General features: G+C 68.1%; 20 protein-coding genes. 8 read left to right on the forward strand and 12 right to left on the reverse strand.

Annotation, left to right across the window (positions count from 1 at the left end):
• Positions 1 to 15: 15 nt before the first annotated feature.
• The 5 genes from AC1DJH_RS24270 to AC1DJH_RS24290 are packed head-to-tail and all read right to left on the reverse strand — an operon-like array spanning position 16 to position 4,468.
• The gene (locus AC1DJH_RS24270; RefSeq protein ID WP_478187424.1) at positions 16 to 465 is read right to left on the reverse strand and encodes an N-acetyltransferase family protein; all 450 of its coding nucleotides are present in this window, start codon (positions 463 to 465) and stop codon (positions 16 to 18) included.
• Positions 462 to 1,040: a phosphonate degradation HD-domain oxygenase gene (locus AC1DJH_RS24275; protein ID WP_478187425.1), complete on the reverse strand. Its 579-nt coding sequence runs from the start codon at positions 1,038 to 1,040 to the stop codon at positions 462 to 464. Before AC1DJH_RS24275 ends, AC1DJH_RS24270 begins: the two co-directional genes overlap by 4 nt.
• Positions 1,034 to 2,482 (reverse strand): phosphonoacetaldehyde dehydrogenase, encoded by a 1,449-nt coding sequence (phnY, locus tag AC1DJH_RS24280; protein WP_478187426.1) that lies wholly within the window; start codon positions 2,480 to 2,482, stop codon positions 1,034 to 1,036. Before phnY ends, AC1DJH_RS24275 begins: the two co-directional genes overlap by 7 nt.
• 14 nt (positions 2,483 to 2,496) lie before the next feature.
• Entirely contained in the window at positions 2,497 to 3,723 is a 1,227-nt protein-coding gene (gene phnA / locus AC1DJH_RS24285) for a phosphonoacetate hydrolase (RefSeq protein WP_478187427.1), read from the reverse strand.
• 1 nt (position 3,724) lies between these two features.
• Complete coding sequence (locus AC1DJH_RS24290) at positions 3,725 to 4,468, reverse strand: phosphonate utilization associated transcriptional regulator (protein ID WP_435485566.1); 744 nt, start codon at positions 4,466 to 4,468, stop codon at positions 3,725 to 3,727.
• A 174-nt stretch (positions 4,469 to 4,642) separates the two neighbouring features.
• Between AC1DJH_RS24290 and AC1DJH_RS24295 the strand changes: the two genes are divergently transcribed.
• The 4 genes from AC1DJH_RS24295 to AC1DJH_RS24310 all read left to right on the forward strand — a co-directional run bounded on the left by AC1DJH_RS24295 (position 4,643) and on the right by AC1DJH_RS24310 (position 9,828).
• Positions 4,643 to 5,695 (forward strand): putative 2-aminoethylphosphonate ABC transporter substrate-binding protein, encoded by a 1,053-nt coding sequence (locus AC1DJH_RS24295; protein WP_478187428.1) that lies wholly within the window; start codon positions 4,643 to 4,645, stop codon positions 5,693 to 5,695.
• A gap of 81 nt (positions 5,696 to 5,776) precedes the next feature.
• On the forward strand, positions 5,777 to 6,910 hold the full coding sequence (locus AC1DJH_RS24300; protein ID WP_478187429.1) for a putative 2-aminoethylphosphonate ABC transporter ATP-binding protein: 1,134 nt from the start codon (positions 5,777 to 5,779) through the stop codon (positions 6,908 to 6,910).
• Positions 6,907 to 8,646, forward strand: a complete 1,740-nt coding sequence (locus AC1DJH_RS24305) for a putative 2-aminoethylphosphonate ABC transporter permease subunit (protein WP_478187430.1) — start codon at positions 6,907 to 6,909, stop codon at positions 8,644 to 8,646. Before AC1DJH_RS24300 ends, AC1DJH_RS24305 begins: the two co-directional genes overlap by 4 nt.
• Before the next feature lie 51 nt (positions 8,647 to 8,697).
• On the forward strand, positions 8,698 to 9,828 hold the full coding sequence (locus AC1DJH_RS24310) for a 2-aminoethylphosphonate--pyruvate transaminase (RefSeq protein ID WP_478187431.1): 1,131 nt from the start codon (positions 8,698 to 8,700) through the stop codon (positions 9,826 to 9,828).
• Between the two features lie 141 nt (positions 9,829 to 9,969).
• Here the strand turns inward: AC1DJH_RS24310 and AC1DJH_RS24315 are convergent, their stop codons facing one another.
• Positions 9,970 to 11,286 carry an MFS transporter gene (locus tag AC1DJH_RS24315; RefSeq protein ID WP_478187432.1) on the reverse strand — a complete coding sequence of 439 codons (1,317 nt, stop codon included), beginning with the start codon at positions 11,284 to 11,286 and terminating at the stop codon, positions 9,970 to 9,972.
• An 84-nt stretch (positions 11,287 to 11,370) separates the two neighbouring features.
• Positions 11,371 to 12,465 carry an iron-containing alcohol dehydrogenase PsrA gene (gene psrA / locus AC1DJH_RS24320; protein WP_478187433.1) on the reverse strand — a complete coding sequence of 365 codons (1,095 nt, stop codon included), beginning with the start codon at positions 12,463 to 12,465 and terminating at the stop codon, positions 11,371 to 11,373.
• Between the two features lie 217 nt (positions 12,466 to 12,682).
• Here psrA and AC1DJH_RS24325 point away from each other — a divergent pair, with 217 nt between their 5' ends.
• From AC1DJH_RS24325 to AC1DJH_RS24335, 3 genes are all read left to right on the forward strand, one after another.
• Entirely contained in the window at positions 12,683 to 13,549 is an 867-nt protein-coding gene (locus tag AC1DJH_RS24325) for a LysR substrate-binding domain-containing protein (protein ID WP_478187434.1), read from the forward strand.
• Positions 13,550 to 13,673: 124 nt separating this feature from the next.
• The gene (locus AC1DJH_RS24330; RefSeq protein WP_478187435.1) at positions 13,674 to 13,979 is read left to right on the forward strand and encodes a helix-turn-helix domain-containing protein; all 306 of its coding nucleotides are present in this window, start codon (positions 13,674 to 13,676) and stop codon (positions 13,977 to 13,979) included.
• A gap of 2 nt (positions 13,980 to 13,981) precedes the next feature.
• Complete coding sequence (locus AC1DJH_RS24335; RefSeq protein WP_478187436.1) at positions 13,982 to 15,322, forward strand: type II toxin-antitoxin system HipA family toxin; 1,341 nt, start codon at positions 13,982 to 13,984, stop codon at positions 15,320 to 15,322.
• Positions 15,323 to 15,361: 39 nt separating this feature from the next.
• On the opposite strand, the gene AC1DJH_RS24340 is transcribed toward AC1DJH_RS24335, so the two are convergent.
• Genes AC1DJH_RS24340 through iaaH form a run of 5 tightly spaced genes read right to left on the reverse strand, consistent with a single transcriptional unit; the run spans position 15,362 to position 21,305 of the window.
• Positions 15,362 to 16,057, reverse strand: a complete 696-nt coding sequence (locus AC1DJH_RS24340) for an ABC transporter ATP-binding protein (RefSeq protein ID WP_478187437.1) — start codon at positions 16,055 to 16,057, stop codon at positions 15,362 to 15,364.
• Positions 16,054 to 17,862: a branched-chain amino acid ABC transporter ATP-binding protein/permease gene (locus AC1DJH_RS24345; protein WP_478187438.1), complete on the reverse strand. Its 1,809-nt coding sequence runs from the start codon at positions 17,860 to 17,862 to the stop codon at positions 16,054 to 16,056. The genes AC1DJH_RS24340 and AC1DJH_RS24345 overlap by 4 nt, the downstream gene beginning before the upstream one ends.
• A complete protein-coding gene (locus AC1DJH_RS24350) occupies positions 17,840 to 18,694 on the reverse strand; it encodes a branched-chain amino acid ABC transporter permease (protein WP_435439585.1) in 855 nt (284 codons plus the stop codon). The genes AC1DJH_RS24345 and AC1DJH_RS24350 overlap by 23 nt, the downstream gene beginning before the upstream one ends.
• A 7-nt stretch (positions 18,695 to 18,701) precedes the next feature.
• Entirely contained in the window at positions 18,702 to 19,850 is a 1,149-nt protein-coding gene (locus AC1DJH_RS24355; protein WP_478187439.1) for a substrate-binding domain-containing protein, read from the reverse strand.
• 48 nt (positions 19,851 to 19,898) lie between these two features.
• A complete protein-coding gene (iaaH, locus tag AC1DJH_RS24360; protein ID WP_478187440.1) occupies positions 19,899 to 21,305 on the reverse strand; it encodes an indoleacetamide hydrolase in 1,407 nt (468 codons plus the stop codon).
• A 162-nt stretch (positions 21,306 to 21,467) separates the two neighbouring features.
• On the opposite strand from iaaH, the gene AC1DJH_RS24365 reads away from it, so the two are divergent.
• A complete protein-coding gene (locus AC1DJH_RS24365) occupies positions 21,468 to 22,256 on the forward strand; it encodes a helix-turn-helix transcriptional regulator (RefSeq protein ID WP_478187441.1) in 789 nt (262 codons plus the stop codon).
• Positions 22,257 to 22,294 lie beyond the last annotated feature (38 nt).

Raw genomic sequence — 22,294 nt, forward strand, 5'->3', positions numbered from 1 at the left:
TGCTCTCTCAGGTTGTCAGGGCTTGCGCCGCATCTCGTATGAAAAGCCGCTCTCGCGATCGGTGACGAACCCCAGGCGCTCGTAGAGCGCCCTCGCCGGGTTGGCCTTCAGCACGCTGAGCGTGAGGTCGGCGCCGGCCCGCGTGGCCTGGTCCGCGACCTCGGCCAGCAGCGCTGCGCCGATGCCGCGGCCCTGCCAGGCGGGCACCAGCTGGATCTGGATGACCACCCACTCCCGCGCGTCGCGCGACACCTTCAGCAGGCCGACCGGCGCGCTGTCGTGCAGCAGCACTTCGGCGCACTCGAAGCGGTGCATCAGCCGCGCCATGTGGTGGGCATCGTCGACTTCGGCGCCCGATGCGACCAGGTGGCCGTTCATCGTCTGCTGGCGAAGGGCGAGCAGGAATGGAATGTCCTGCGGCGTGGCCTGGCGGCGCGCCAGCGCGAGCGGCAGCACCGCGCTCATGACCGCTCCGTGGCGGCGTGGCTGGACGCGAGCACCATGTGCCTCGCGTAGTGCGCCAGGCCGGGCGTCTTCGCATCGGCGCACTTGGCGCTGTCGTCCCAGCGGCGCAGGCGCACGGCGTCGAGCGCATGCGGCAAGGCCTCGAACTGCAGCGCCTGCGCATCGTCGAACACGCCGCCCTGCAGCACCAGGCTGCGCTGCGAGTCGGCCGACAGGGCTTGCAGGTAGCCCGGCTCGCGCGCGCACAGGTAGCGCTTGGCGTCCACGTGCAGGCGGATCGGGTCCAGCGTGGCCGGGCCGAACAGGTGCTTCAGGAAGGCGCGGCTGCGGTACTGGTGCAGGTCGTCCATGCCCTGCTGCGTGGGCGTGCCCGCCATGTCGTGCAGCAGGTGCCCCAGGTCGTGCAGCAGGCTGGCCGTGATGAGTTCGCTGGATGCGCCGGCCTGCTCCGCCAGGTGCGCGGACTGCAGCGCGTGCTCGAGCTGCGTGACGGGCTCGCCGTCGTACTGCGCGTGGCCCTTGGCCTCGAACAGGGCGACGATGCCCGCCACGTCCAACGGTGCGGCGGCTACCACGGCAGCGAGTAGGTCTTGGTGTTGGTGAAGCTCTTCATCGCCTCGAGCACGCCTTCCTTGTAGCCCAGGCCCGAGTCCTTGATGCCGCCGAAGGGTGTGAGCTCCAGCCGGTAGCCCGGCACCTCGCGCACGTTGACGCTGCCCACGTTGAGCTCGCGGATGAAGCGCGTGATGTCGTCGAGCCGGTTGGTGCAGATCGACGACGAGAGCCCGTAGGCCGTGCCGTTGGAGATGCGGATCGCGTCGTCGATGGTCTTGAAGCGGATCACCGGCGACACGGGGCCGAAGGTCTCGTGCTTGGCCACCGTCATCTCGGGGTCGACGCGGTCGAGCACGGTGGGCGAATACAGCGCGCCGTCGCGCACGTTGCCGTGCAGCAGCCGGGCACCGGCCGCAATGGCCTGGTTGACCACCGCCTCGAACTCCTTCGCGGCCGCTTCGTCGATGACGGTGCCTACATCGGTGGCGGGGTCCATCGGGTCGCCGTGCTTCAGTGCCCGGGTCTTCTCGACCAGCAGTTCCACGAAGCGGTCGGCCACCGATTCCTGCACCAGCATGCGCTTGATGGCCGTGCAGCGCTGGCCCGAGTTCTTGTACGAGCCGCTGGCCGCGAGCGTGGCCGCCTCCTCGATGTCGGCGTCGTCCATCACGATGATCGGGTCGTTGCCGCCCAGCTCCAGGATCTGCCGCTTGTAGACCGCCTTGCCCGCGATGTACTTGCCGATGGGCACGCCGCCCGTGAAGGTGACGAGGTCGACGTCGGCATGCGTGAGCATCTCGTCGGCAATCTCGCGCGGGTCGCCGGTAATGACCGACAGCATCGGCGGCGGCAGGCCCGCCTCGTACAGGATGTCGGCCAGGATGTAGGCCGTGAGCGGCGTCTTCTCGCTCGGCTTGAGCACCAGCCGGTTGTTGGTGGCGATGGACGGCGCCACCTTGTGGATCACCTGGTTCAACGGGTGGTTGAACGGCGTGATGGCGGTAATTACACCCTGCAGCGGCTCGCGCAGCGTGTACACCTTGCGGCTCTTGCCGTGGTGCGTGAGGTCGCACGAGAACACCTGGCCGTCATCGACCAATGCCTGGTTTGCCGCGAACAGCAGCACGTCGGACGCGCGGCCCACTTCGTAGAGCGAGTCCTTGCGCGAGAGACCCGATTCGAGCGTGATGACGCGCGAAATCTCGTCCAGCCGCGAGGCGATGATCTCGCCCGCGCGCATCAGGATCTTGTAGCGCTCGTAGCGCGTGAGGGTGGGCTTGTACTCGCGCGCGATGCGGTAGGCCAGCCGCACGTCTTCCAGCGTGGCCTTGGGCACGGTGGCAATCACTTCGCCGGTGTAGGGGTAGGTGACCTCGATGGTGCGGTCGCGATGGATTTTTTCTCCGGCGATGCGCAGCGCTTCCTTGTGGACGGTGCCTGGCTTCAACATGGCTTGGCTCATGGGGTGCTCCGGGATTACTGGGCGTGGTTCAGGGCGAGGTCGAGCGCGTCGAAGTTGCGCAGGCGGCGGTTGGCGGCAATGCCTGTGACGGGGCGATTGCAGATCAGCGGCACGCGCTGTTCCGACACGCCGCCGTGCGAGCGCAGCGGCACTTCGAGCGCCGACAGGTCGTGGCGGCTGGCCGAGGTGCCGATGACGGTGCTCTGCTCGCTCACGACCACGATGTCGCCGATGCGGTCGGGCGGCAACTCGAAGCGCTCGGCCGCTTCCTTGCGCGAGAGCACCAGCTCCATGCCGGGCACGCCCTTGATGCGGTCGATCCAGCCGGGCACGCGGGCTTCGTCGGGCGCATAGACCGTGGCGAACGAGCCGAGCGCGCCGTGGTGCACCACATACGGGTCGGTGATCGGCAGGATGACCCGCGCCACGTCCTTGCCGTACCAGCCGTCGAGCACGTCCTGCAGGTAGATCACCTGCGGCGAGCCGTCGGCGTTGTGCTTGTCGTTCATGCCGTGGTCGGCCGTGAGCACGATGGTCGCGCCCATCGCGTCGAGCTGCGCCAGGTAGCCGTCCATCATCGCGTAGAAGGCGTTGGCCGCCGGGCTGCCGGGGGCCGCCTTGTGCTGCACGTAGTCGGTGGTCGACAGGTACATCAGGTCGGGGCGGCGCGATGCCATCAGCTTCACGCCTGCGGCGAACACGAACTCCGACAGCTCCGCGCTGTACACCGACGGAACGGGCATGCCGACCATCTCCACGACGCCGTCGATGCCGTTCTCTTCGATGGTCGCCTGGTCGGCCTTCTCCGAAGAAAAGCAGATGCCCTTCATGCGGTGGCCCAGCAGCTTGCGCAGCTTGTCCTTCGCGGTGACCACCGCGAGCTTGGCACCCGCATCGGCGAAGGCCGCAAGCACGGTACCGGCGCGCAGGTACTTCGGGTCGTTCATCATCACTTCCTGCCCGAGCTCGCGGTCGAAGAAGTAGTTGCCGCAGATGCCGTGCACCGCGGGCGGCGCGCCGGTCACGATCGACAGGTTGTTCGGGTTGGTGAACGAGGGCACCACGCAGTCGGCCAGCAGGTCGGCACCGGACTTGCGCATGCGTTCGATGTACGGGGCCACGCCCGCCGCGATGGCCGCGTCCAGATAGGCGGGTTCGCAGCCGTCGACGCACACGACCACGACGGGTCGGCTCATCCAGCGGTAGCTTCGGGCGTTCACTTCCAGCGTCTTCACAGTCATCTCAGGTCTCCTTGCGGGTCAGGTTGTTCTGCGGGGTGTTCTGCAGGTGGGGAGCGGGCGTGCTGTCGGGGCGGCCCATCGCCTTGTGCATGCGGGCGCGGCTGCCGGCGACGTGCCGGCGCAGCACCTGGCCGGCGGCCTCGGGGTCGCGGCTGGCGATGGCATCGACGATCTCGCGGTGTTCGTCGGCCGACACGCGCAGGCCGCCGCCGGTGTCGAGTGCGCGCATGCGAAAGAGGTGCAGCTCCTTCACGAGGCGCTTGTAGGTCTCGGTGAGCTTGCGGCTGCCGGCGGTGTCCAGCAGGATGTCGTGGAACTGCAGGTTCAGTTGCGCGTACTGCTCCACGTTCTGCGCCAGCGCGGCTTCGCGCATCGGCTCGATCATGGCGCCCAGGCGTTCGAGCGCGTCGGGCTGCATGCTGGCGGCCACGCGCCGGCCGATGATTTCTTCCAGCGCCTCGCGCAACTCGTAGATCTCGTCGGCTTCCTCGAACGAGATCTCTCGCACGAACACGCCCCGGTTCTTCTCGTTGCGCACGAGGCCCGCCTCCTCCAGCGCGCGCAGCGCCTCGCGGATCGGCCCGCGGCTGGTGTTGAAGCGCTGCGACAGCTCGCTCTCGTTGATGCGGCTGCCCACGGCGAGCTCGCCGTTCATGATGAGTCGCTCGATTTCTTCCTGCATGAGCATCGGCAGCGAGCTCGACTGAAGAAAGGCCAGGGCGGAGGTGGAGTTGTGCGTTGCCATGTCCGCTATTTTGGCTTCGAATTGAAAACTGTCAACAATCTTTTATTGACAGTCCTCAGTTCACAATCTACATTGACTTCATCCCGACACGGCCGCACGCCGGAATTTCGTGTTCTGGAGCCCGCCAACCCACCCCTGCACGGGGTTCGACAGCCAGCTGAACAGGAGTTGAAGATGACGATCATCCGAAGCGCGCGCCGCCTCACGACAGCCCTCTCCATTGCAGTCACCGCAGCCGTGGGCCTTGCCGCGAGCGGCCTCGCCCATGCCCAGCAGCGCACGCCGCTGCTGGTCTACACGGCGCTCGAGACCGACGCCATGAAGCTCTACAAGGACGGCTTCGAGAAGGCCAATCCCGACATCGAGGTGAAGTGGGTGCGCGACTCCACCGGCATCGTCACCGCCAAGCTGCTGGCCGAAAAAGCCAACCCGCAGGCCGACGTGGTGGCCGGCCTGGCCGCCAGCAGCCTGGCGCTGCTGCAGCAGGAAGGCATGCTGCTGCCCTACGAGCCCAAGGGTTTCAAGGAGCTGAACCCGGCCTACTCCGACGCCGCGCGCCCGCCGGCCTGGGTGGGCATGGACGTGTGGGCCGCCACCATCTGCTTCAACCGCGTCGAGGCCAAGAAGCTGGGCCTGCCCAAGCCGGAAACCTGGCAGGACCTGGCCAAGCCCATCTACAAGGGCACGATCACCATGCCCCACCCGGCTTCCAGCGGCACGGGCTACCTCGACGTGTCGTCCTGGCTGCAGAACATGGGCGACACCGAGGGCTGGAAGTACATGGACGCACTGCACCAGAACGTGGCCCAGTACGTGCATTCGGGCTCCAAGCCCTGCAAGCAGGCGGGCGCGGGCGAGTTCCCGATCGGCATCTCCTTCGAATTCCGTGCGCACCAGGTCAAGAAGTCGGGCGCGCCCGTCGACCTGATCTTTCCGAAGGAAGGCCTGGGCTGGGACATCGAGGCCACCAGCATCATGAAGACGAGCAAGAAGATGGAACAAGCCAGGCGCTTCTCCGACTGGATGGCCAGCAAGGAGGCCAACCAGATCACGGCGAACTGGTGGGCCGTGGTGGCGTACCCCGGCGTGGCGTCGAAGCTCGAGGGCATTCCCGACAACTACGAAAAGCTGCTGGCCAAGAACGACCTGAACTGGGCCGCCAAGAACCGCGAGCGAATCCTCGCGGAGTGGAGCAAGCGCTACGAAGGCAAGGCCGAGCCCAAGTAAAGAGCTCGCCCCCAGCTGCGAAGAAGCTTCTCCAACCTGCGACGCCGCGCTCCGCGGCGTTCGTCTCACCGAGTGCGAACCATGGACATGACCGCTGGCAAATACATCGCCGAACAGGCCCGCGCCGCCGCGCTGGAGATCGTCGGCGTGCGCAAGGACTTCGAGACCTTCAGCGCGCTGCGCGACATTCACCTGCGCGTGAATGCCGGAGAAATGCTGTGCTTTCTCGGCCCCTCGGGCTGCGGCAAGACCACGCTGCTGCGCATCATTGCGGGGCTGGAGACGCAGACCGCCGGACAGATCCTGCAGAACGGCAAGGACGTGTCATGGCTGCCGCCGGACCGGCGCGACTACGGCATCGTGTTCCAGTCGTACGCGCTGTTTCCCAACCTCAGCATTGCCGACAACGTGGGCTACGGCCTGGTGAATTCGCGCGCCCGCAAGGCCGAGATCAAGGCGCGCGTGGACGAGTTGCTCAAGCTGGTGGGGCTGCCGACTTCGGGCCACAAATACCCGAGCCAGCTCTCCGGCGGCCAGCAGCAGCGCGTGGCCCTCGCCCGCGCGCTCGCCACCCGGCCGGGCCTGCTGCTGCTCGACGAGCCGCTGTCGGCACTCGACGCCATCGAACGCGTGCGCCTGCGCGGCGAAATCCGCCGGCTGCAGAAGCAGGTGGGCATCACCACCATCATGGTCACGCACGACCAGGAAGAGGCGCTGTCGATGGCCGACCGCATCGTGGTCATGAACCACGGCGTGATCGAGCAGGTCGGCACGCCGCTGGACATCTACGAGCAGCCGGCCACGCCCTTCGTGGCCGACTTCGTGGGCAAGGTCAACGTGCTGCGCGCGGTGGCGCTCGGCCAGCAGCGCTTCAAGGTCGGCGACCTGGAGCTGCAGTGCGACGCCTGCGACGGCGCCTTCGCGCCGGGCGATGCGGTCAACCTCTACCTGCGGCCCGAAGACCGCATGGCCGAGAACCTGCGCGAGGACACCGCCAACCGCATGAACGTGCTCGTGAGCAAGGTCGAGTTCCTGGGCGGGCTGTGCATCGCCGAAGTCACGGCGCAGGCGCTGCACGGCCAGACGCTGGGCCTGCACTTCTCGCTCAACCAACTGCACGACCTCGACATCCGCGAGGGCAACACCATCGAGATCGCGCTGCGGGCCAACCGCATTCGCGCTTTTGCGGCACCCGCCGCGCGGGCCATCGCATGAACACGCTGGCGCACACTCCCACCGCCATGGCGCCCCGTGCCGCCTTCCGCCGCCAGGGCATGCGCTGGAGCCGCGACGAGATCATCGCGCGCGCCGTGCTGCTCGCGGTGATGGCCATGCTGTTCGTGTTCCTGGTCGCGCCGCTGGTGACCATCCTGGCGCATGCGGTGCAGGACAAGGACGGCCGCTTCGTCGGCCTGGCGCACTTCATCACCTACTTCCAGACACCGAGCCTGCTGCGCGCGGCCTGGAATTCGGTGTGGGTCTCCGCGGCCGTTGTCGCCATCGCGGTGCCCACGGCCTTCGTGTTCGCCTACGCCCTCACGCGCAGCTGCATGCCGACCTGGCTCAAGGCCACGTTCCGGCTCATTGCGCTCATTCCGCTGCTCGCGCCTTCGCTGCTGTCGGCCATTTCGTTCGTGCAGTGGTTCGGCAACCAGGGTTCACTCAAGTTCCTGCTGGGCGGCATGTCGATCTACGGCGCGCCCGGCATCATCCTGGCCGAGGTCTACAACACCTTTCCGCACGCGCTGATGATCCTGGTCACCGCGCTGTCGCTGGCCGACGGCCGGCTGTACGAGGCGGCCACCGCGCTGCGCACCCGGCCCCTGCGCCAGTTCATGACCATCACGCTGCCGTCCTGCAAGTACGGCCTCATCAGTGCGTCGACCGTGGTCTTCACCTACGTGGTGAGCGACTTCGGCGCGCCCAAGGTGATCGGCGGCAACTTCAACGTGCTGTCGGTCGACGTGTTCAAGCAGGTGGTGGGCCAGCACAACTTCTCCATCGGCGCGGTGGTCGGCATGCTGCTGCTGCTGCCCTCGGTGATTTCCTTCGCCATCGACTACGTGGTGCGCCGCAAGCTCAAGGCGCAGCTCACCGCCCGTTCGGTGCCCTACAGCCCCAAGCCGCGCAAGGTGGCCGACACCATGCTGCTGCTGTTCTGCACAGGCGTGTGCGGGCTGCTGCTGGCCACCATCGGCATGGCGGTCTACACCTCGCTGATCACGCTGTGGCCCTACAACCTGTCGCTCACGCTCAAGCACTACCACTTCGTGCTGCTCGAAAGCGACATGGCCGCGGCCTACTTCAACAGCCTGACGGTGGCCGCCATCACTGCCGTGGCCGGCTCGTTCATCGTCTTCGTGGGCGCCTACCTGATCGAGAAGACGCGCAACCTCGGCATGATGCGCCGCACGATGCACATGATGGCGGTGCTGTCGATGGCCGTGCCCGGCCTGGTGCTCGGCCTGGGCTACGTGATGTTCTTCAACCATCCGGCCAACCCGCTGGGCTTCCTGTACCAGACGATGGCGATCCTGGTCATCTCGATGGTGGTGCACTACTACACCTCCAGCCACCTCACCGCGGTGACGGCGCTCAAGCAGATCGACAACGAGTTCGAGGCCGTTTCCGCCTCGCTGAAGGTGCCGTTCATCAAGACCTTCTTCCGCGTGACGGTGCCGGTGTGCCTGCCCGCCATCCTGGACATCGGCCGCTACTTCTTCGTGGTGTCGATGGCCAGCCTGTCGTGCGCCATCTTTCTCTACACGCCCGACACGATCCTGGCGTCGGTTGCGATCATGCACATGGACGACGCCGGCGACATTGGCCCGGCCGCCGCGCTGGCCAGCCTGATCGTCGTCACCTCCACCGTCGTGTGCATCGTCTATTCGCTGCTCACGCGGGTGCTGCTGTCGCGCACGCAGGCCTGGCGCCTGCTCGGGCGCACCTGATTTCGATCCCGCAGTCTTTCCCCAGCCTCTCACCTGTACGGAGACATCACAATGAGTTCGACCCCCAGCCCCATCCTGCTCACCCCAGGCCCGCTCACCACCTCGGACCGCACGCGCCAGGCGATGCTGCGCGACTGGGGCTCGTGGGACGGCGACTTCAACAAGATCACCGCGCGCATCCGCGAACGCGTGCTCGACATCGTGCACGGCAAGGGCACGCACGAATGCGTGCCGATGCAGGGCAGCGGTACCTTCTCGGTGGAGGCCGCCATCGGCACCCTGGTGCCGCGCGATGGCCATGTGCTGGTGCCGAGCAACGGTGCCTACTGCCAGCGCCTGGCGAAGATCTGCCGTGTGCTGGGCCGCAAGGTGACCACCATCGACTACACCGAGGACAGGCAGGTGCAGCCCGCCGACGTGGAACGCGCCCTCGCCGCCGACCCGGGTATCACGCACGTGGCGGTGGTGCACTGCGAAACCGGCGCCGGCGTGCTGAACCCGCTGCACGACATCGCGCAGGTCGTGGCCCGGCACGGACGCGGCCTGATCGTGGACGCCATGAGCTCTTTCGGCGCGCTGGAGATCGATGCGCGCAAGACCCCGTTCGATGCCGTGATCGCGGCCTCCGGCAAGTGCCTGGAAGGCGTGCCGGGCATGGGCTTCGTCGTGGCGCGGCGTGCCGTGCTCGAAAAGTGCGAAGGCAACTGCCACTCGCTGAGCATGGACCTGTACGACCAGTGGGTGTACATGGAGAAGACCACGCAATGGCGCTTCACGCCGCCCACCCACGTGGTCGCCGCGCTCGACGAAGCCATCGCGCAGTACGTCGAGGAAGGCGGGCTCGCGGCGCGCGGCGGCCGCTATGCGCGCAACTGCAAGGCGCTGGTCGACGGCCTGGCCGCCCTGGGCCTGCGCAGCTTTCTGGACCCGTCGATCCAGGCGCCGATCATCGTCACCTTCCACGCCCCTGACGACGCGAACTACGACTTCAAGACCTTCTACCAGGAGGTCAAGAAGCGGGGCTACATCCTCTACCCGGGCAAGCTGACCCAGGTCGAGACCTTCCGCGTCGGCTGCATGGGCCACTTCGGCGAAGCAGGCATTCCCGGTGCCGTGGAGGCGATCGCGCAGACGCTGAAGGTCATGGGCATCCGGCACGGAGCCGCAGCGGTGGCCGCCTGACAGGGCCGTTGCCGCGCCGCTGTCACAGGTGTCACGACAGCGGCGAACAACAAAAAAGGGACGCGCCGCGTCCCTTTTTTTGGTCTCCGTCCGCCACGCCTCACGAGGGCAGCGAACAGGTCCCGGTCTTGGTGAAGTCCTTCAGCGGCGGATGAAGACCGCGATGCTGGCACTGATGAGGCAGCTGGCGGCGACGATCGGAAAGACGATCGACGTGTTGCCCGAGTGGTCCAGCATCCGGCCGATGAGCGGCTCGCCCAGGCCTGCGAGCAGGTACGAGAAGAAGTTCATGACGCCGGTGGCCGTGCCCGAGCGCCTGGCGCCCACGAGGTCCGGGCACAGGGCCCAGAACGAGGAGGCGGGCCCATACACGAAGAAGCCCGCAAGGAAGAGCAGCGCCAGCCCGCCGATGCTGGTGGGCAGCAGGTACATGCCCATGGAAGCGAGCGCGCCGAGCAGCATGTACAGCACGATGGCCTTGTAGCGCTTCGAGCCGAAGACCCGGTCGGAGATCCATCCATTGGTGAGTGCGCCGAAGGCCATGCCCACCGGCAGCGCCACGGAGATCCATGCCGGATCGATCATGCCGTCGGCCATCTTGCTCCAGTCCTTGCCCAGGAAGTGCACCGGCACCCACACGATCAGGCCGTAGCGCGCCGCGTTCTGAAAGCCGATGGCCAGCGCCGCGATCAGCAGCTTGGGGTTGCCGAGCACCGCCTTGTAGCGCGACCAGGAGCTTTCGTCGGCGCCCCGCTGCGCGGCTGCGGCTTTCGCGGCCTCGGCGTCTTGCGCATCGGCGATGCCTGTGTCGGGCGACTTGAAGCCCAGGTCCTCCGGGCGTTCCCGTGCAATCAGGTAGAACGCGATGCCGCCCACGAGCATCAGCAGCACGGGCAGCCGGAAGATCCAGCGCCAGTCCAGGTGCAGCACGTTGACCACGATGATCGACGTGACGAAGGACAGGACCGACGCACACCCGGCGGCAAACGTGTAGCAACCGAACACCTTGCCGCGCTCTTGCGCGCCCCACCAGTTCGACAGCAGCCGGCTTCCCGGCGCCCAGCCGAGCGCCTGGAAGTAGCCGTTCACGCCCCAGGGAATCGCCAGGCTCTTGAAGCCGACCGCAAAGCTCACCACCCAGTTGGCCGCGCACGACAGGATGGCGCCGGCCGTCATCACGCGGCGCCCGCCGAACTTGTCGGCCAGGTTGCCGTTGATGGCCTGCCCGATGGCGTAGCACCACAGCAGGCTGGCCGATGCCCAGCCCAGCACCTCCTTCGACAGCCCGAACTCCTTCTGCAACCCCGGAATGGCGAAGCCGAAGGTCTGCCGCCCGGTGTAGAAGAAGAAATAGCAGAACATGGCGGCCAGCAGCATTCGCCACTGCGCGCGCCTGAATGTCTGTTCGAGAGGCGGCGCATAGGTGCCGGCCTGCAGGCCTTGATTTGCCAATTGCATGTGTGTCTCCAGTTCTTGACGGACGTGGGTCCGCGGGACCGGCTCGATGGCCGGCATCTTCTTTCAACGCTCCGACGCTTCAGGTCACCGGGCGGACACCGTCCCGATGAAGTTCCTGCCGCGCGCGCCTTCCATGGCGCGCGCGATCATGGCCGCGGCTTCGCCGTCCGCCACGCCGTAGTCCGCGAACTCGGTCTTCACGCCGAGGCCCAGGAGAAAGTCGCGCAATCGCCCGGCACCGACCGACAGGTCCGCGCCGAACAGGCGCTGCAGGGTGCGGTCGCGGTCGGGCGACCGGGCCCAGGCCTTTTCGAGCACCAGCGGCAAGGTGAAGGAGCACGCGATGCCATGGGGCAGCCCGTGGCGCAGCGTCATCTCGTACGAGATCGAGTGCGCCAGCGCGGTCTTCGTGTTGGAGAACGCCAGGCCGGCCTTGAGCGCGGCAAGCGCCATGCGCTCGCGCAGCTCGATGTTGCCCAGGTCGGCCCGCAGCGCCGGCAGGCATTCGAAGATGTCCTGCACCGCGGAGATCGCAAAGGTGTCGGAGATGGGGTTCGCGTTGACGTTCCACACAGACTCCAGCGCGTGCGAGAGCGCGTCGAGCCCCGTCGAGACGGTGGTGCCCGCCGGCACAGAGAGCATCAGCTCGGGGTCGACGATGGCCGCCTCGGGCCAGGTGGCGTCCAGGTGCAGCGAGTACTTCTTCTGGTTCGCTGCGTCCCAGATCGTGGCCCACGGCGTCACTTCGCTGCCGGTGCCGGCCGTCGTCGGCACGGCGATCAGCGGCTTGGCGCTGGCCGGCACGAAGGGCTTGCCGGTGGCGAGCAGGCCGACCAGCTCGTCGAACTGCCCGCTGGCCGTGCCCACCATCAGCGCCTTGGCGGTATCGATGGCGCTGCCGCCGCCCACCGCGACGATGGCGTCGCACGCGTCGGCCGATTGCCAGAACCGGTTGTAGAGCGCGGCCAGGTGCGCCACGTCGGGGTTCGGTCGGACGTCGTCGATCACGCCGAGCAACGAGTCCTTCAGGAGCGCCTGCAGGCGGGCGATCAGGCCCAGCTCGCGGGCTTCGGGAAAGGTGACGACGACGACGCGCCGGCCGGCGAGGATCGAGGGCAGCTGCGCGAGGCTGCCTCGGCCGCAGTGAACGGCAACGGGGTTGTGGAACGCATGGGGCATCGGGGCTGTCTCCTGTTGTTTGTGTGTGTGTGTGCCTGGGGCAGTGTCGAAGTCGCATGCCATCGCGTCCAATCGCATTTCCGGTGTCCGCATGGTCGAAAACCGATGGATCGCCACCGCCGCGCATCGCCACAGGGGAAAGCGCGCATGCACACAGGGGCGCGCCTGTGAGAGCCTTGGCCGGCCCCAAAAACCTCGCCCCACGAGGACGGCCCTCATGTTTCACCAGTACTACAAATCGATCCGATGCTTCCACGCCGTCGCGAAGACGGGCGGCTTCACCGCGGCCGCGCAGTACCTGCACATCGGCCAGCCTACGGTGACCGACCAGGTCAAGGCGTTGGAGACGCGCTTCAGCGTCGAGCTTTTTCTTCGCACGGGCCGCAGCGTGCGGTTGACCTCGGCGGGTGAACGGCTCTATGCCATCACCCAAGGCCTGTTCGGACAGGAAGAGGAAGCGATGCAGTTCCTGCAGAGCGCGCACAAGCTGAAGGTCGGTCTGGTGCGCGTGGGCGCCGTGTCCCCGCCCATTGCGCTGGAACTGGCGCGCCACTTCCGTCAGGCGCACCCGTCGCTGGAACTCACGGTGTCCATCGGCTCCGAGGCGTCGACGCTGCGCGGCCTGCAGGACTTCGACATCGACGTGGGCATCCTGGCCGAGCCGGCTGCCGTCGAGGGGCTGCATGTGGCGCCCTACCGCGACGAACGCATCGTGGCGGTGGTGCCCGAAAACCATCCGTGGACCCGACGCGCCTCGATCTCCACCAACGACATCGAGGGCGAGATGGTCATCCTGCGCGAGCCCGGCTCGAAGACCCGTCATCGCGTCGAGCGGGCGTGCCAGGAGAAGAGCGTGCGCCTGAACTGCGTCATGGAGATCAACAGCCGCGAGGCCATCCTGCATGCGGTGGTCAACGGCATGGGCATCGGCTTCGTGACGCAGGTCGAGTTCATTCCGTTGCCGGGCCTCGCCGCGGTGATGATCGACGACGACGAGTTGTCGATCGGCTATTCGCTGTGCTGCTTGTCGGTGCGCCAGGACCGGCCGTTGATTCGCGCGTTGTTCGAAGTCGCGCTGGGGTGAGGCGCCGGGGAAGGTCAATTTACCCATTTGCTGGGCATTCGTCTTATTACCCATTTGACGGGTATTTTGACAAATACCCATAAAATCGATAATCTCCCGGTTACCCACCTCATCGGTAACTCCCATGCAGCAAGTTCTTTCGGTCCCCTCACAGCTCGGCGTACTGCTCAAGGCCGCTCGCAAGGAGTCGGGCATTTCCCAGGTGAAGCTGGCCGAGCGCCTCGGCATCAGCCAAAGCCGCATGTCCCACATGGAGCTCAACCCCGGCTCGGTGAGCCTGGAGCAACTGCTGGCCCTCTTCAGCGTGCTGGGCCTCGAAATTCTGGTCGGCTCGAAGAACCCGGCAAGGCTCTCGACCCACCCGACAGGCGCCGACCATCCAGACCCGAGGCGTGTCGCCAACGAGCCTGCGCCTCCTTCGGAGTGGTGAGCGTGGCGCGCGCATCGAACACCCCCGCGCTTTCCATCTGGGCCAACGGCGAGCGCGTCGGCATCTGGCGCATTCCCGAGCGCGGGGCGGACGAGTTGCTCTACGACGAAGCCTGGGTCGGCTCGCCGGCAGGACGCCCCCTCTCGCTGTCGTTGCCGCTGGCCGGAGGCTTCACCCACAAGGGCGCGGTCGTCCAGAACTACTTCGACAACCTGCTGCCCGACAGCCAGCCCATTCGCGAGCGCATTGCAAGCCGATTCAGGACGCGCAGCACACAGCCGTTCGACCTCTTGCAGGCCATCGGACGCGACTGCGTCGGCGCCATCCAGTTGCTGGGCGAGCACGACGGCCCATCGCATGCAGAGCACATCGAGGGCGAGCCGATGACCGAGGCCGACGTCGAGAAGCTGCTGCAGCAAACGGTAGACCCCGGCAGGTTCGCAGGGCAATCCGCGCCTGAAGACGAGCTGCGCATCTCCCTGGCCGGTGCGCAGGAAAAGACTGCGCTCCTGTGGCACCAGGGCCAGTGGGTGCGCCCGCACGGCTCGACCCCCACCACGCACATCCTGAAGTTGCCGCTGGGCCTGGTCGGCCATCGCAAGGCCGACTTCAGCACCTCGGTCGAGAACGAGTGGCTCTGCCTGAACATCCTCCAGGAATACGGCATTCCCGTGCCGCTGACGGCCATGCTGCGCTTCGGGTCGCAAAAGGTGCTGGCCGTCGAGCGCTTCGACCGCCGGCTGCACTCGTCCGGCAACTGGTGGCTGCGCCTGCCGCAGGAAGACTTCTGCCAGGCCCTGGGCAAGCCGTCGCACCTGAAGTACGAGGCCGACGGGGGGCCCGGCCTGCTCGACCTGGCGGACGTGCTTCGGAGCTCGGTCGATGCACAGAAAGACCTGGCCACGCTGCTCACCGTGCAGTTGCTCTTCTGGATGCTCGGCGCGCCCGACGGCCACGCAAAGAACTTCAGCATCGCGTGGCTCCCGATGGGCCGCTACAGGCTGACGCCCATCTACGACGTGATGTCCATCTGGCCCGTGGAAGGCAACGGGCCCAACCAGTTTTCCAGGCACGAGGCCAAGCTCGCCATGGCCTTGATCGGCAAGAGCAAGCACTATCCCTTCAAGACCGTCCAGCGCCGCCACTTCAACGCCATGGCAAAAAAATGCCATTACGGCCCGGACGCAGAAAACCTCATCCAGCGCGTGCTCGCGGCAACGCCGGGCGTGATCGACCGGGTCGGCGCGCGCTTGCCGCCGCACTTTCCGGCGGCGGTGTCCGGCAGGATCCTCGACGGGCTGGACCGCTCGGCCAAGGCGCTGGGCGCAATGCCTTCTTTCTAGGCCACCGAACGCTCGACGCTTGCGCGCGCCTGCGAGAGGTCAAACCACGAGGTGCCGTTCCAGCGTCTCGCGCGGCAGGTCGGCGGTGGCGCCCGCGAGCGAGCATTCGCCGTGGTCGATGGCCAGGATGTCGTCGGCCACCTGCAGCAGGAACTCGAGGTTCTGCTCGACGATGACGAACGCGGCGCCCTCGGCCTTGCGCGCGCGCACCAGCGTGGCCATGCGCTCGATGTTCTCGGGCTGCACGCCCTCGGTCGGCTCGTCGAGGATGGCAAGCGGTGCGCGCAACCCGAGGGTTCGGGTAAACGACAGCAGCTTGCGCTCGCCGCCGCTGAGCGAGCCGGCGCGCTGGCCCATGCGCTCGGCCAGCCGCGGAAATGCGGCAAGGCCGTCGGCATAGCGTGCCGGGTCTCGCCCGCGCAGGTGCAGCCACAGGTTCTCGCTCACGCTGAGGTCGCCGAAGACCACGTCCTCCTGCGGCGCATAGGCCATGCCCGCGGCCAGGCGCTGCTGCGGCGCCACGCGCGCCAGGTCGCGCCCGGCGAGCGCGACACGGCCCTGCTTCAGCGGCAGGAAGCCGGTGAGCGCGCGCATCAGCGTGGTCTTGCCCACGCCGTTGCGCCCGAGCACGCCCAGCACGCGGCCAGCGCCGACCGCCCCGCCAAGGCCGCGCAGCACCATGGTGTCTCCGTAGCCACAGACCACATCGGAAAAGTCGAGCAGGTTCGCGCTCATTTGCGTGCTCCCGCATAGACCGCGCGCACGGCCGGGTCGGCCTGGATCTGCGCCAGCGGTCCGCGCGCCAGCAGCTTGCCCTGGTGCAGCACGTACACCTCGCCGCCGATGGAAGCCACCGCGCTGATGTCGTGCTCGATGACCAGCGCGGCCGCGCCCAGGCGCCCGGTCGCCGTCTTGATGGCCTCGATCATGTGGTGCGTCTCGCCGGGAGAAAGGCCCGCGCACGGCTCGTCCAGCAGCACGAGGCGCGGCTGCGGCAGCATGGTCATCACGAACTCCAGCGCCTGGCGCTCGCCCTGCGACAGGCTGCCGGCCGGCGCATGCAGTTGCCTGGCAAGCGAGGGAAACAGGTCGAGCAGTTCGCCGCGCAAGGCGCTGTCCCAGGCGAGCGCGCCGCGCTGCAGCGTTGCGGCCGGCCGCAGGCGTCCGGCCCACAACGCGACGTCCAGGTTCTGGCTCACGCTCAGGCCGGGGAACACCGACGGAATCTGCAGTTTGCGGCCCACGCCCTGCCGCGCCACGCGCCATGCGGTGGCGCCCGAAATGTCGACGCCGTCGAGCAGGATGCGTCCGGCGCGCAGCGGCAGGCGGCCGGTCATCACGTTGAAGGCAGACGTCTTGCCCGCGCCGTTGGGGCCGATCACGCAGCGCAGGCCGGGGCCCTGCAGGTCGAACGCCAGGCCGTCGAGGATGCGCACGCCGCCCTGCGCGCAGGCCACCTGCTCGAACGCGAGGCTCACGCTGCCGCCCTGCGCCTGCACCGGCGGCGCCGGTGTTCTGGGCAGCGCGTGCGCATCGTCGGTGCGCCCGGAGAATCGGCGCCCCATCGCGGCAAGCCCCGCCAGTCCGTCGGGCAGGAAACGCACGACAGCGATGAAGATCGCGCCGACCGCCACTTCCCAGTAGGCGAAGTGGTCGCGCAACTCCGAAGACGCATAGCCCACGAACACCGCCCCCAGCAGCGCGCCCAGCGGGCTCGCCTTGCCGCCGACCGCCGCCCAGATGACGAACTCCGTCGACAGCACGAAGCCCATGGTCAGCGGCGTGACGATGCCCTGGTGCATCGCGAACAGCGCACCGGCCAGCGCCGCCAGCATCGCGGAGAACGCGAAGGCCACCGCCTTGATGCGGTCGGTGGCGTAGCCGAAGAGCTGCAGGCGCTCTTCGTTCTGCGCCAGCGCGCTCCACAGCAGGCCCAGCGGCCGACGCAACACGCCGGCCAGCAGCAGCGTGGTGCATAGCGCGCACGCGGCCACCACCCAGTAGAAGGTGCTGTAGCGCTCGGTGCCGGGCAACTCCGGAATGTCGGCCATGCCGTTGAAGCCGCCCGTGACCACGCTCCACTGCTGCGCCGCCAGGAAGCCGAGCATCGTCATCGCCAGCGTGATGAGCGAGAAGAACGGCCCGCTGCGGTGGCTGCGCGCGAACACCAGCCGCGCCGTCAGGTAGGCCAGCGCCGCGGGCAGCAGCAACGCCAGCGGCAGGGCCGCGAACCACGCCGGCTGCTGCAGCGCCGCCTTGAGCGTGCCGCCGGCCAGGTAGGCGCCCAGGCCGAAGAACAGCGCATGCCCCAGCGGCAGGAAGCCCAGCCGTCCCCAGCACAGCGCCACGCCTTGCGTCGCGATGCCGTAGATGAGGAACAGCGCGATCTGGTAGGCGATGAAGTCGTTCGACGCGAACGGCAGCGCCACCAGCCCCGCGCCCAGCAGCCACGGCCCGGGCACCGGCAGGCGCCAGCGCCGCGCGGGCGCGACGAGCGTCCGGGCCGCCAGCGAAGAATCAACGGCGTCCAAAGAGTCCATTCGGTTTCAACCAGAGAAAGAGGATCGACAACACCAGCACCACCGCGTAGCCGCTGGTCTGGCCCGAGAGGCTGCTCACCACGGACTGCGTGCCGCCGATCACGCCCACGCCGCCGCCGAAGCCGCCGAGCGTGCCCAGCCCGCCGACCACCAGCACGAAGAAGGAATCGAGCAGGTAGTCGACGCCGATGCCGGGTTCGATGCGCACCAGCGGCGCCAGCAACACGCCTGCCGCGCCGGCCAGCACCACGCCGATGACGAAGGTCTGCGACGCGAGCCGGCGCGTGTCGATGCCCAGCGCCTGCGCGAGCACGGGGTTGCCCGTCATCGCGCGCACCCGCAGCCCCATGGTGCTGCGCCGGTACCAGAGCGCCAGCGCAATCATCAGCACCACCGCCAGCGCGATCAGCGCCAGCCGGTAGCCCGGGTACTGCACACCGCCCAGCGACACCGGCGCGCCCAGGGTGCTTTCGATGTTGCGGTAGCCGCGCCCGTACACCGCCTCGACCGTCTTGCGCATGACCATCGCCAGGCCCCAGGTGGCCAGCAGCGTGTCGAAGGGCCGTGCATACAGCGGGCGGATCAGCCAGCGCTCCACCGCATAGCCCAGCACGCCGCACACCAGCATGGCCAGCGGCATGGCCGTGGCGATCGGCCAGCCCCAGGACTGCACGGTGACGACCGCATAGGCGCCCAGCATCACGAACTCGCCGTGCGCCATGTTCATCACGCCGAGCAGGCCGAACACCACCGCCAGCCCGAGCGTGGTGAGGCCCAGCGTCGCCAGCGCGTAGGCGAGGTTCAGCGCGTGCAGCAACCAGCTGGTGTCCATGGCGGCGTCACACCTTGCAGGTCTGGCCGGACGCGATGTGCGGAAAGGTCTTCACCACGCGAAAGCCCTTCTCGCCCACATCGGCGAGGTAGATGTCCTGGTCGACGTGGCGCGCGTGCATGGTCACTGCGCCCCGCGGGCCGCTGTAGCTCGCGCCTTCGCTGGCGGGCTCCATCTTCGCCACGTCGAGCGACTTGGCGCGCGCGGCCATGGCCTCCAGCATCAGGAAGCCTTCGTACACCGACTCGGCCAGGCCGTTGAGCGCGGGCGCCTGCGCGCCGAAGCGCTTGAAGTACGCGTCCGAAAAGGCCTTGGCCGCGGGCGTCTCGATGTTGGCGAAGTAGCCCGCGCTCGAATACAGGTTGCGCGCATTGGCCGGGCCGATGCCGGCGAGCGTGTTCTCCTCGAGCAGCGAACCCAGGCGGATCGTCTTGTCGGCAAGGCCGAAGCTCGCAAAGGCCTTGTTGAAGGTGACGGACGCGCCGCCCACCAGCGACACCAGCACCGCATCGGCCCCGCTGTCGCGGATGCGCGCGAGGCTGGAGTCGAAGTTGTCGGCCGTGAAAGGCAGGTACTCGTCGCCCACCACCTGTGCGCCGGTCTGTGCGATGTAGCCCTTGGCCGCGGCGTTGGTGTTGCGGCCCCAGACGTAGTCGTTGCCGATCAGGTACCACTTCTTCGGCTTGCGTTCCGCCGCCAGCCAGGGAATGACCGGTGCGAGCTGCTGCGCCGGCGTTTCGCCGTTCACATAGGTGCCGCGCGCACACTCGCCGCCTTCGTACACCGGCGTGTAGAAGTACGGTACCTGCCCCTTGAAGAGCCCCACCAGCGCGCCGCGCACCGCGCTGTCGTGCATGCCGATGACCGCCTGCGCGCCCTGCCCTTTCCAGAGCTTCAGCGCGGTCTGCGAGGCCTCGGCGGGCGGCAGCCCGGCATCGCCGAACAGCGGGTTGATGGTGCGGCCCAGCACGCCGCCGCGCGCGTTGATCGTCTGCACCGCCAGTTCGGCGCAGGCCTTGGCCGAGGGGCCGAAGAGTCCGGCCGGCCCGCTCATCGGCAGCATCACGGCCACGTTGAGCGGCGAGGCCGCGCGCACGCCCGCCGAACTGGCGGCCGCTGCGGCTGCAATGCCGTGGAGAAAGGTACGACGGTCCATGAGAACTCCTGGTTGCAATGAAGAAAGACGGAATCGGGCGGGGCGCGCTCAGCGCATCCAGGGCGCGGATGGCAAGGGCGGCAGCACCGCCTCGACGGCGGCGGCCAGCGCCAGCAGGCCGCGGTCGCTGCCCGCCGGACCGTCCAGGCCCAGCCCCACCGGCAAGCCGCCCGCCAGGCCGGCGGGCAGGGTCACGCCGGGAATGCCGGCGTTGCTGCCCGGGTCGGTGTTGCGGATGAAGGCGGCAAAGGTCGGCAGCGCTTCGCCGTTCAGCTGCACGGTCACGTCGTGGCCCACCGGCGCGGCGGTCAGCGGCGTGGTGGGGAACAGCAGCGCCCGCACGCCATGCGCAGCGAAGGCTTCGGCATAGACGGCCTGCAGTCCGCGCCGCGCCTGCAGTGCCTGCGCATACACGGCCTCGGGCACCGCGCCTTCGCCCAGCAGCGGCTGCACGATGGCCGCCACGTCGGGGCTGCCGATGGCGTCGACCAATTGCCGCAGGCTCACGCCGCGCTGCGCGTACTGCAGGTAGTCGCCCATGTCCCTGACGAATTCGTACAGCGCAATCGGAAAACCCGCCGCCTCGTTGAAGCCCGCCAGCGCGGGCAGCGGCACCTCGACCAGCTGCGCGCCGGCCGTGCGCAGGCGCTCGATGGCTTCCTGCGCGACGCTGTGCACGCCAGGCTCCAGCCCTTCCCAGAAGCCCGGCCCCGGCAGGCCCAGCCGCACGCCTTGCAGCGACACGGGCACCAGCGCTTGCGCATTGCCGCTGAGCACGCCGTCGAGCAAGGCGCAGTCTTCGACGCTGCGCGCAAGGGGTCCGGCGGCATCGCGGGTCAGCGAAATGGGCGCGATGCCCCGGCCCGGCACCCGCCCGGTCGTCGGGCGCAGGCCGACCACGCCGCACAGCGCGGCAGGCACGCGCACAGAACCGCCGGTGTCCGTGCCGATGGCTGCGGGCACCAGGCCGGCCGCCACCACCACGCCCGAGCCGCCGCTGCTGCCGCCCGGAATGCGCGATGCATCCCATGGGTTGCGTGCGGCGCCGGTCACGCTGTTGTTGGTGGTGATGCCCATCGCCAGCTCGTGCATGTTCGCCTTGCCGGCGATCAGCGCACCGGCCTTGCGCAGCCGCTGCACCAGTTCGGCGTCCTGCGGGGGGTGCAGGCCGAGCAGCGCGCCCGTGCCCGCCGAACTGGGCAGCCCGACCGCGTCGATGTTGTCTTTCAGCGCCACCGGCACGCCCAGCAGCGGCAGGTCTTCGCCTGCCGCCATGCGCGCATCGGCGTCCCTGGCCTGGGCACGCAGGCCCTCGGGGTCGAAGGCGACGTAGCCGTTCAGCGCGGCGTGCGCCTCGGTGCGCGCGATGAGCGCGTCGGCCACGTCGATGCTGCGCACCGCGCCCGACCGCAGTTCGCGCCGCAGTTGCGCGACGCCCAGTTGTGTGAGGTTCATGTGAGTTCCCGTAACGATGGCCCGATGCTAGGAATCGCAGCAGCCGCTCACACCTAGCACGATAGATAGGGGGGCCTACGGGTCGGCCCCGATACCGGCGCCCATTGCCGGGGCTAGCATCGCCAGCACTGAAGTTCGCACGGTCTTTGCTTGACCCCTGCCATGCACCTCTCCACGACACAGACGCGCGCCCTGGGCGACGTCATGCGGCTGCTGGCCGAAGCGAGCGACCCCGACGCCCTGCGCGCCGACCTGGCCTTGCCCATGCTCGACCTGCTGCACGCCGACACCTACGTGTCCTTCACCTGGGACGCCGCCGCGCAGTGCTTCGCGCGCGTGAAGGCGCTGAACATGTCGGTGGAAAACCTGCGCAGCTGGGACGAGTACTACCGCTTCGTCGACCCGCTGACCTTTCCGATGATGGAACGTCGCCACCCCACGCTGGCCACGCAGATCCTCTGCCAGCAGGACCTGTCGCGCACTGAGTTCTTCAACGACTTCCTGAAACGCGACCGCATGCACTGGGGCGTGAACGTCTATGTCTTCGCCGACGGCGAATGCACCGGCGACATGCGCATCTGGCGCCACCGCGAGCGGGGCAACTTCGACGCGAACGAGATCGAGGCGCTGCGCCTGGTCGAGCCCGCCTTCGCGGGCGCGCTGGCGCGCTTCAAATGGCAGGCAGGGCCGACCTCGTCGATGCGCGCGCACGAAGGCGTCAGCGAGCTGCTGCAGCGCAAGTCCGCGTTGAGCCAGCGCGAGGCCGAGGCGGCGGCGCTGGTGGTCTCGGGATGCCCCGACAAGCTCATCGCCAAGCGCATGGCCGTGGGGCTGCCCACCGTGCGCTTCCACCTGGGCAATGCGTTTCGCAAGCTGCATGTCGAAAACCGCACGCAGCTTGCCGCCCGGGTGCAGTCCATGATCGGCGCCGAGGCCTTCGCCGACGGCTAGACGCGGTCGTGCATGCGCCCGGCGCTAAAGGCACGCCC

The sequence above is a fragment of the Variovorax sp. 10N412 genome (assembly GCF_056394985.1).

Bases quoted from the DNA above. Each gene is read 5' to 3' on its own strand.
- AC1DJH_RS24290 (WP_435485566.1), bottom strand. From the start codon at position 4,468: ATGGCAACGCACAACTCCACCTCCGCCCTGGCCTTTCTTCAGTCGAGC.
- psrA (WP_478187433.1), bottom strand. From the start codon at position 12,465: ATGCCCCATGCGTTCCACAACCCCGTTGCCGTTCACTGCGGCCGAGGC.
- AC1DJH_RS24305 (WP_478187430.1), top strand. From the start codon at position 6,907: ATGAACACGCTGGCGCACACTCCCACCGCCATGGCGCCCCGTGCCGCC.
- iaaH (WP_478187440.1), bottom strand. From the start codon at position 21,305: ATGAACCTCACACAACTGGGCGTCGCGCAACTGCGGCGCGAACTGCGG.
- phnA (WP_478187427.1), bottom strand. From the start codon at position 3,723: ATGACTGTGAAGACGCTGGAAGTGAACGCCCGAAGCTACCGCTGGATG.
- AC1DJH_RS24350 (WP_435439585.1), bottom strand. From the start codon at position 18,694: ATGGACACCAGCTGGTTGCTGCACGCGCTGAACCTCGCCTACGCGCTG.
- phnY (WP_478187426.1), bottom strand. From the start codon at position 2,482: ATGAGCCAAGCCATGTTGAAGCCAGGCACCGTCCACAAGGAAGCGCTG.
- AC1DJH_RS24355 (WP_478187439.1), bottom strand. From the start codon at position 19,850: ATGGACCGTCGTACCTTTCTCCACGGCATTGCAGCCGCAGCGGCCGCC.
- AC1DJH_RS24345 (WP_478187438.1), bottom strand. From the start codon at position 17,862: ATGGACTCTTTGGACGCCGTTGATTCTTCGCTGGCGGCCCGGACGCTC.
- AC1DJH_RS24310 (WP_478187431.1), top strand. From the start codon at position 8,698: ATGAGTTCGACCCCCAGCCCCATCCTGCTCACCCCAGGCCCGCTCACC.
- AC1DJH_RS24325 (WP_478187434.1), top strand. From the start codon at position 12,683: ATGTTTCACCAGTACTACAAATCGATCCGATGCTTCCACGCCGTCGCG.
- AC1DJH_RS24365 (WP_478187441.1), top strand. From the start codon at position 21,468: ATGCACCTCTCCACGACACAGACGCGCGCCCTGGGCGACGTCATGCGG.
- AC1DJH_RS24300 (WP_478187429.1), top strand. From the start codon at position 5,777: ATGGACATGACCGCTGGCAAATACATCGCCGAACAGGCCCGCGCCGCC.
- AC1DJH_RS24330 (WP_478187435.1), top strand. From the start codon at position 13,674: ATGCAGCAAGTTCTTTCGGTCCCCTCACAGCTCGGCGTACTGCTCAAG.
- AC1DJH_RS24340 (WP_478187437.1), bottom strand. From the start codon at position 16,057: ATGAGCGCGAACCTGCTCGACTTTTCCGATGTGGTCTGTGGCTACGGA.
- AC1DJH_RS24295 (WP_478187428.1), top strand. From the start codon at position 4,643: ATGACGATCATCCGAAGCGCGCGCCGCCTCACGACAGCCCTCTCCATT.
- AC1DJH_RS24270 (WP_478187424.1), bottom strand. From the start codon at position 465: ATGAGCGCGGTGCTGCCGCTCGCGCTGGCGCGCCGCCAGGCCACGCCG.
- AC1DJH_RS24315 (WP_478187432.1), bottom strand. From the start codon at position 11,286: ATGCAATTGGCAAATCAAGGCCTGCAGGCCGGCACCTATGCGCCGCCT.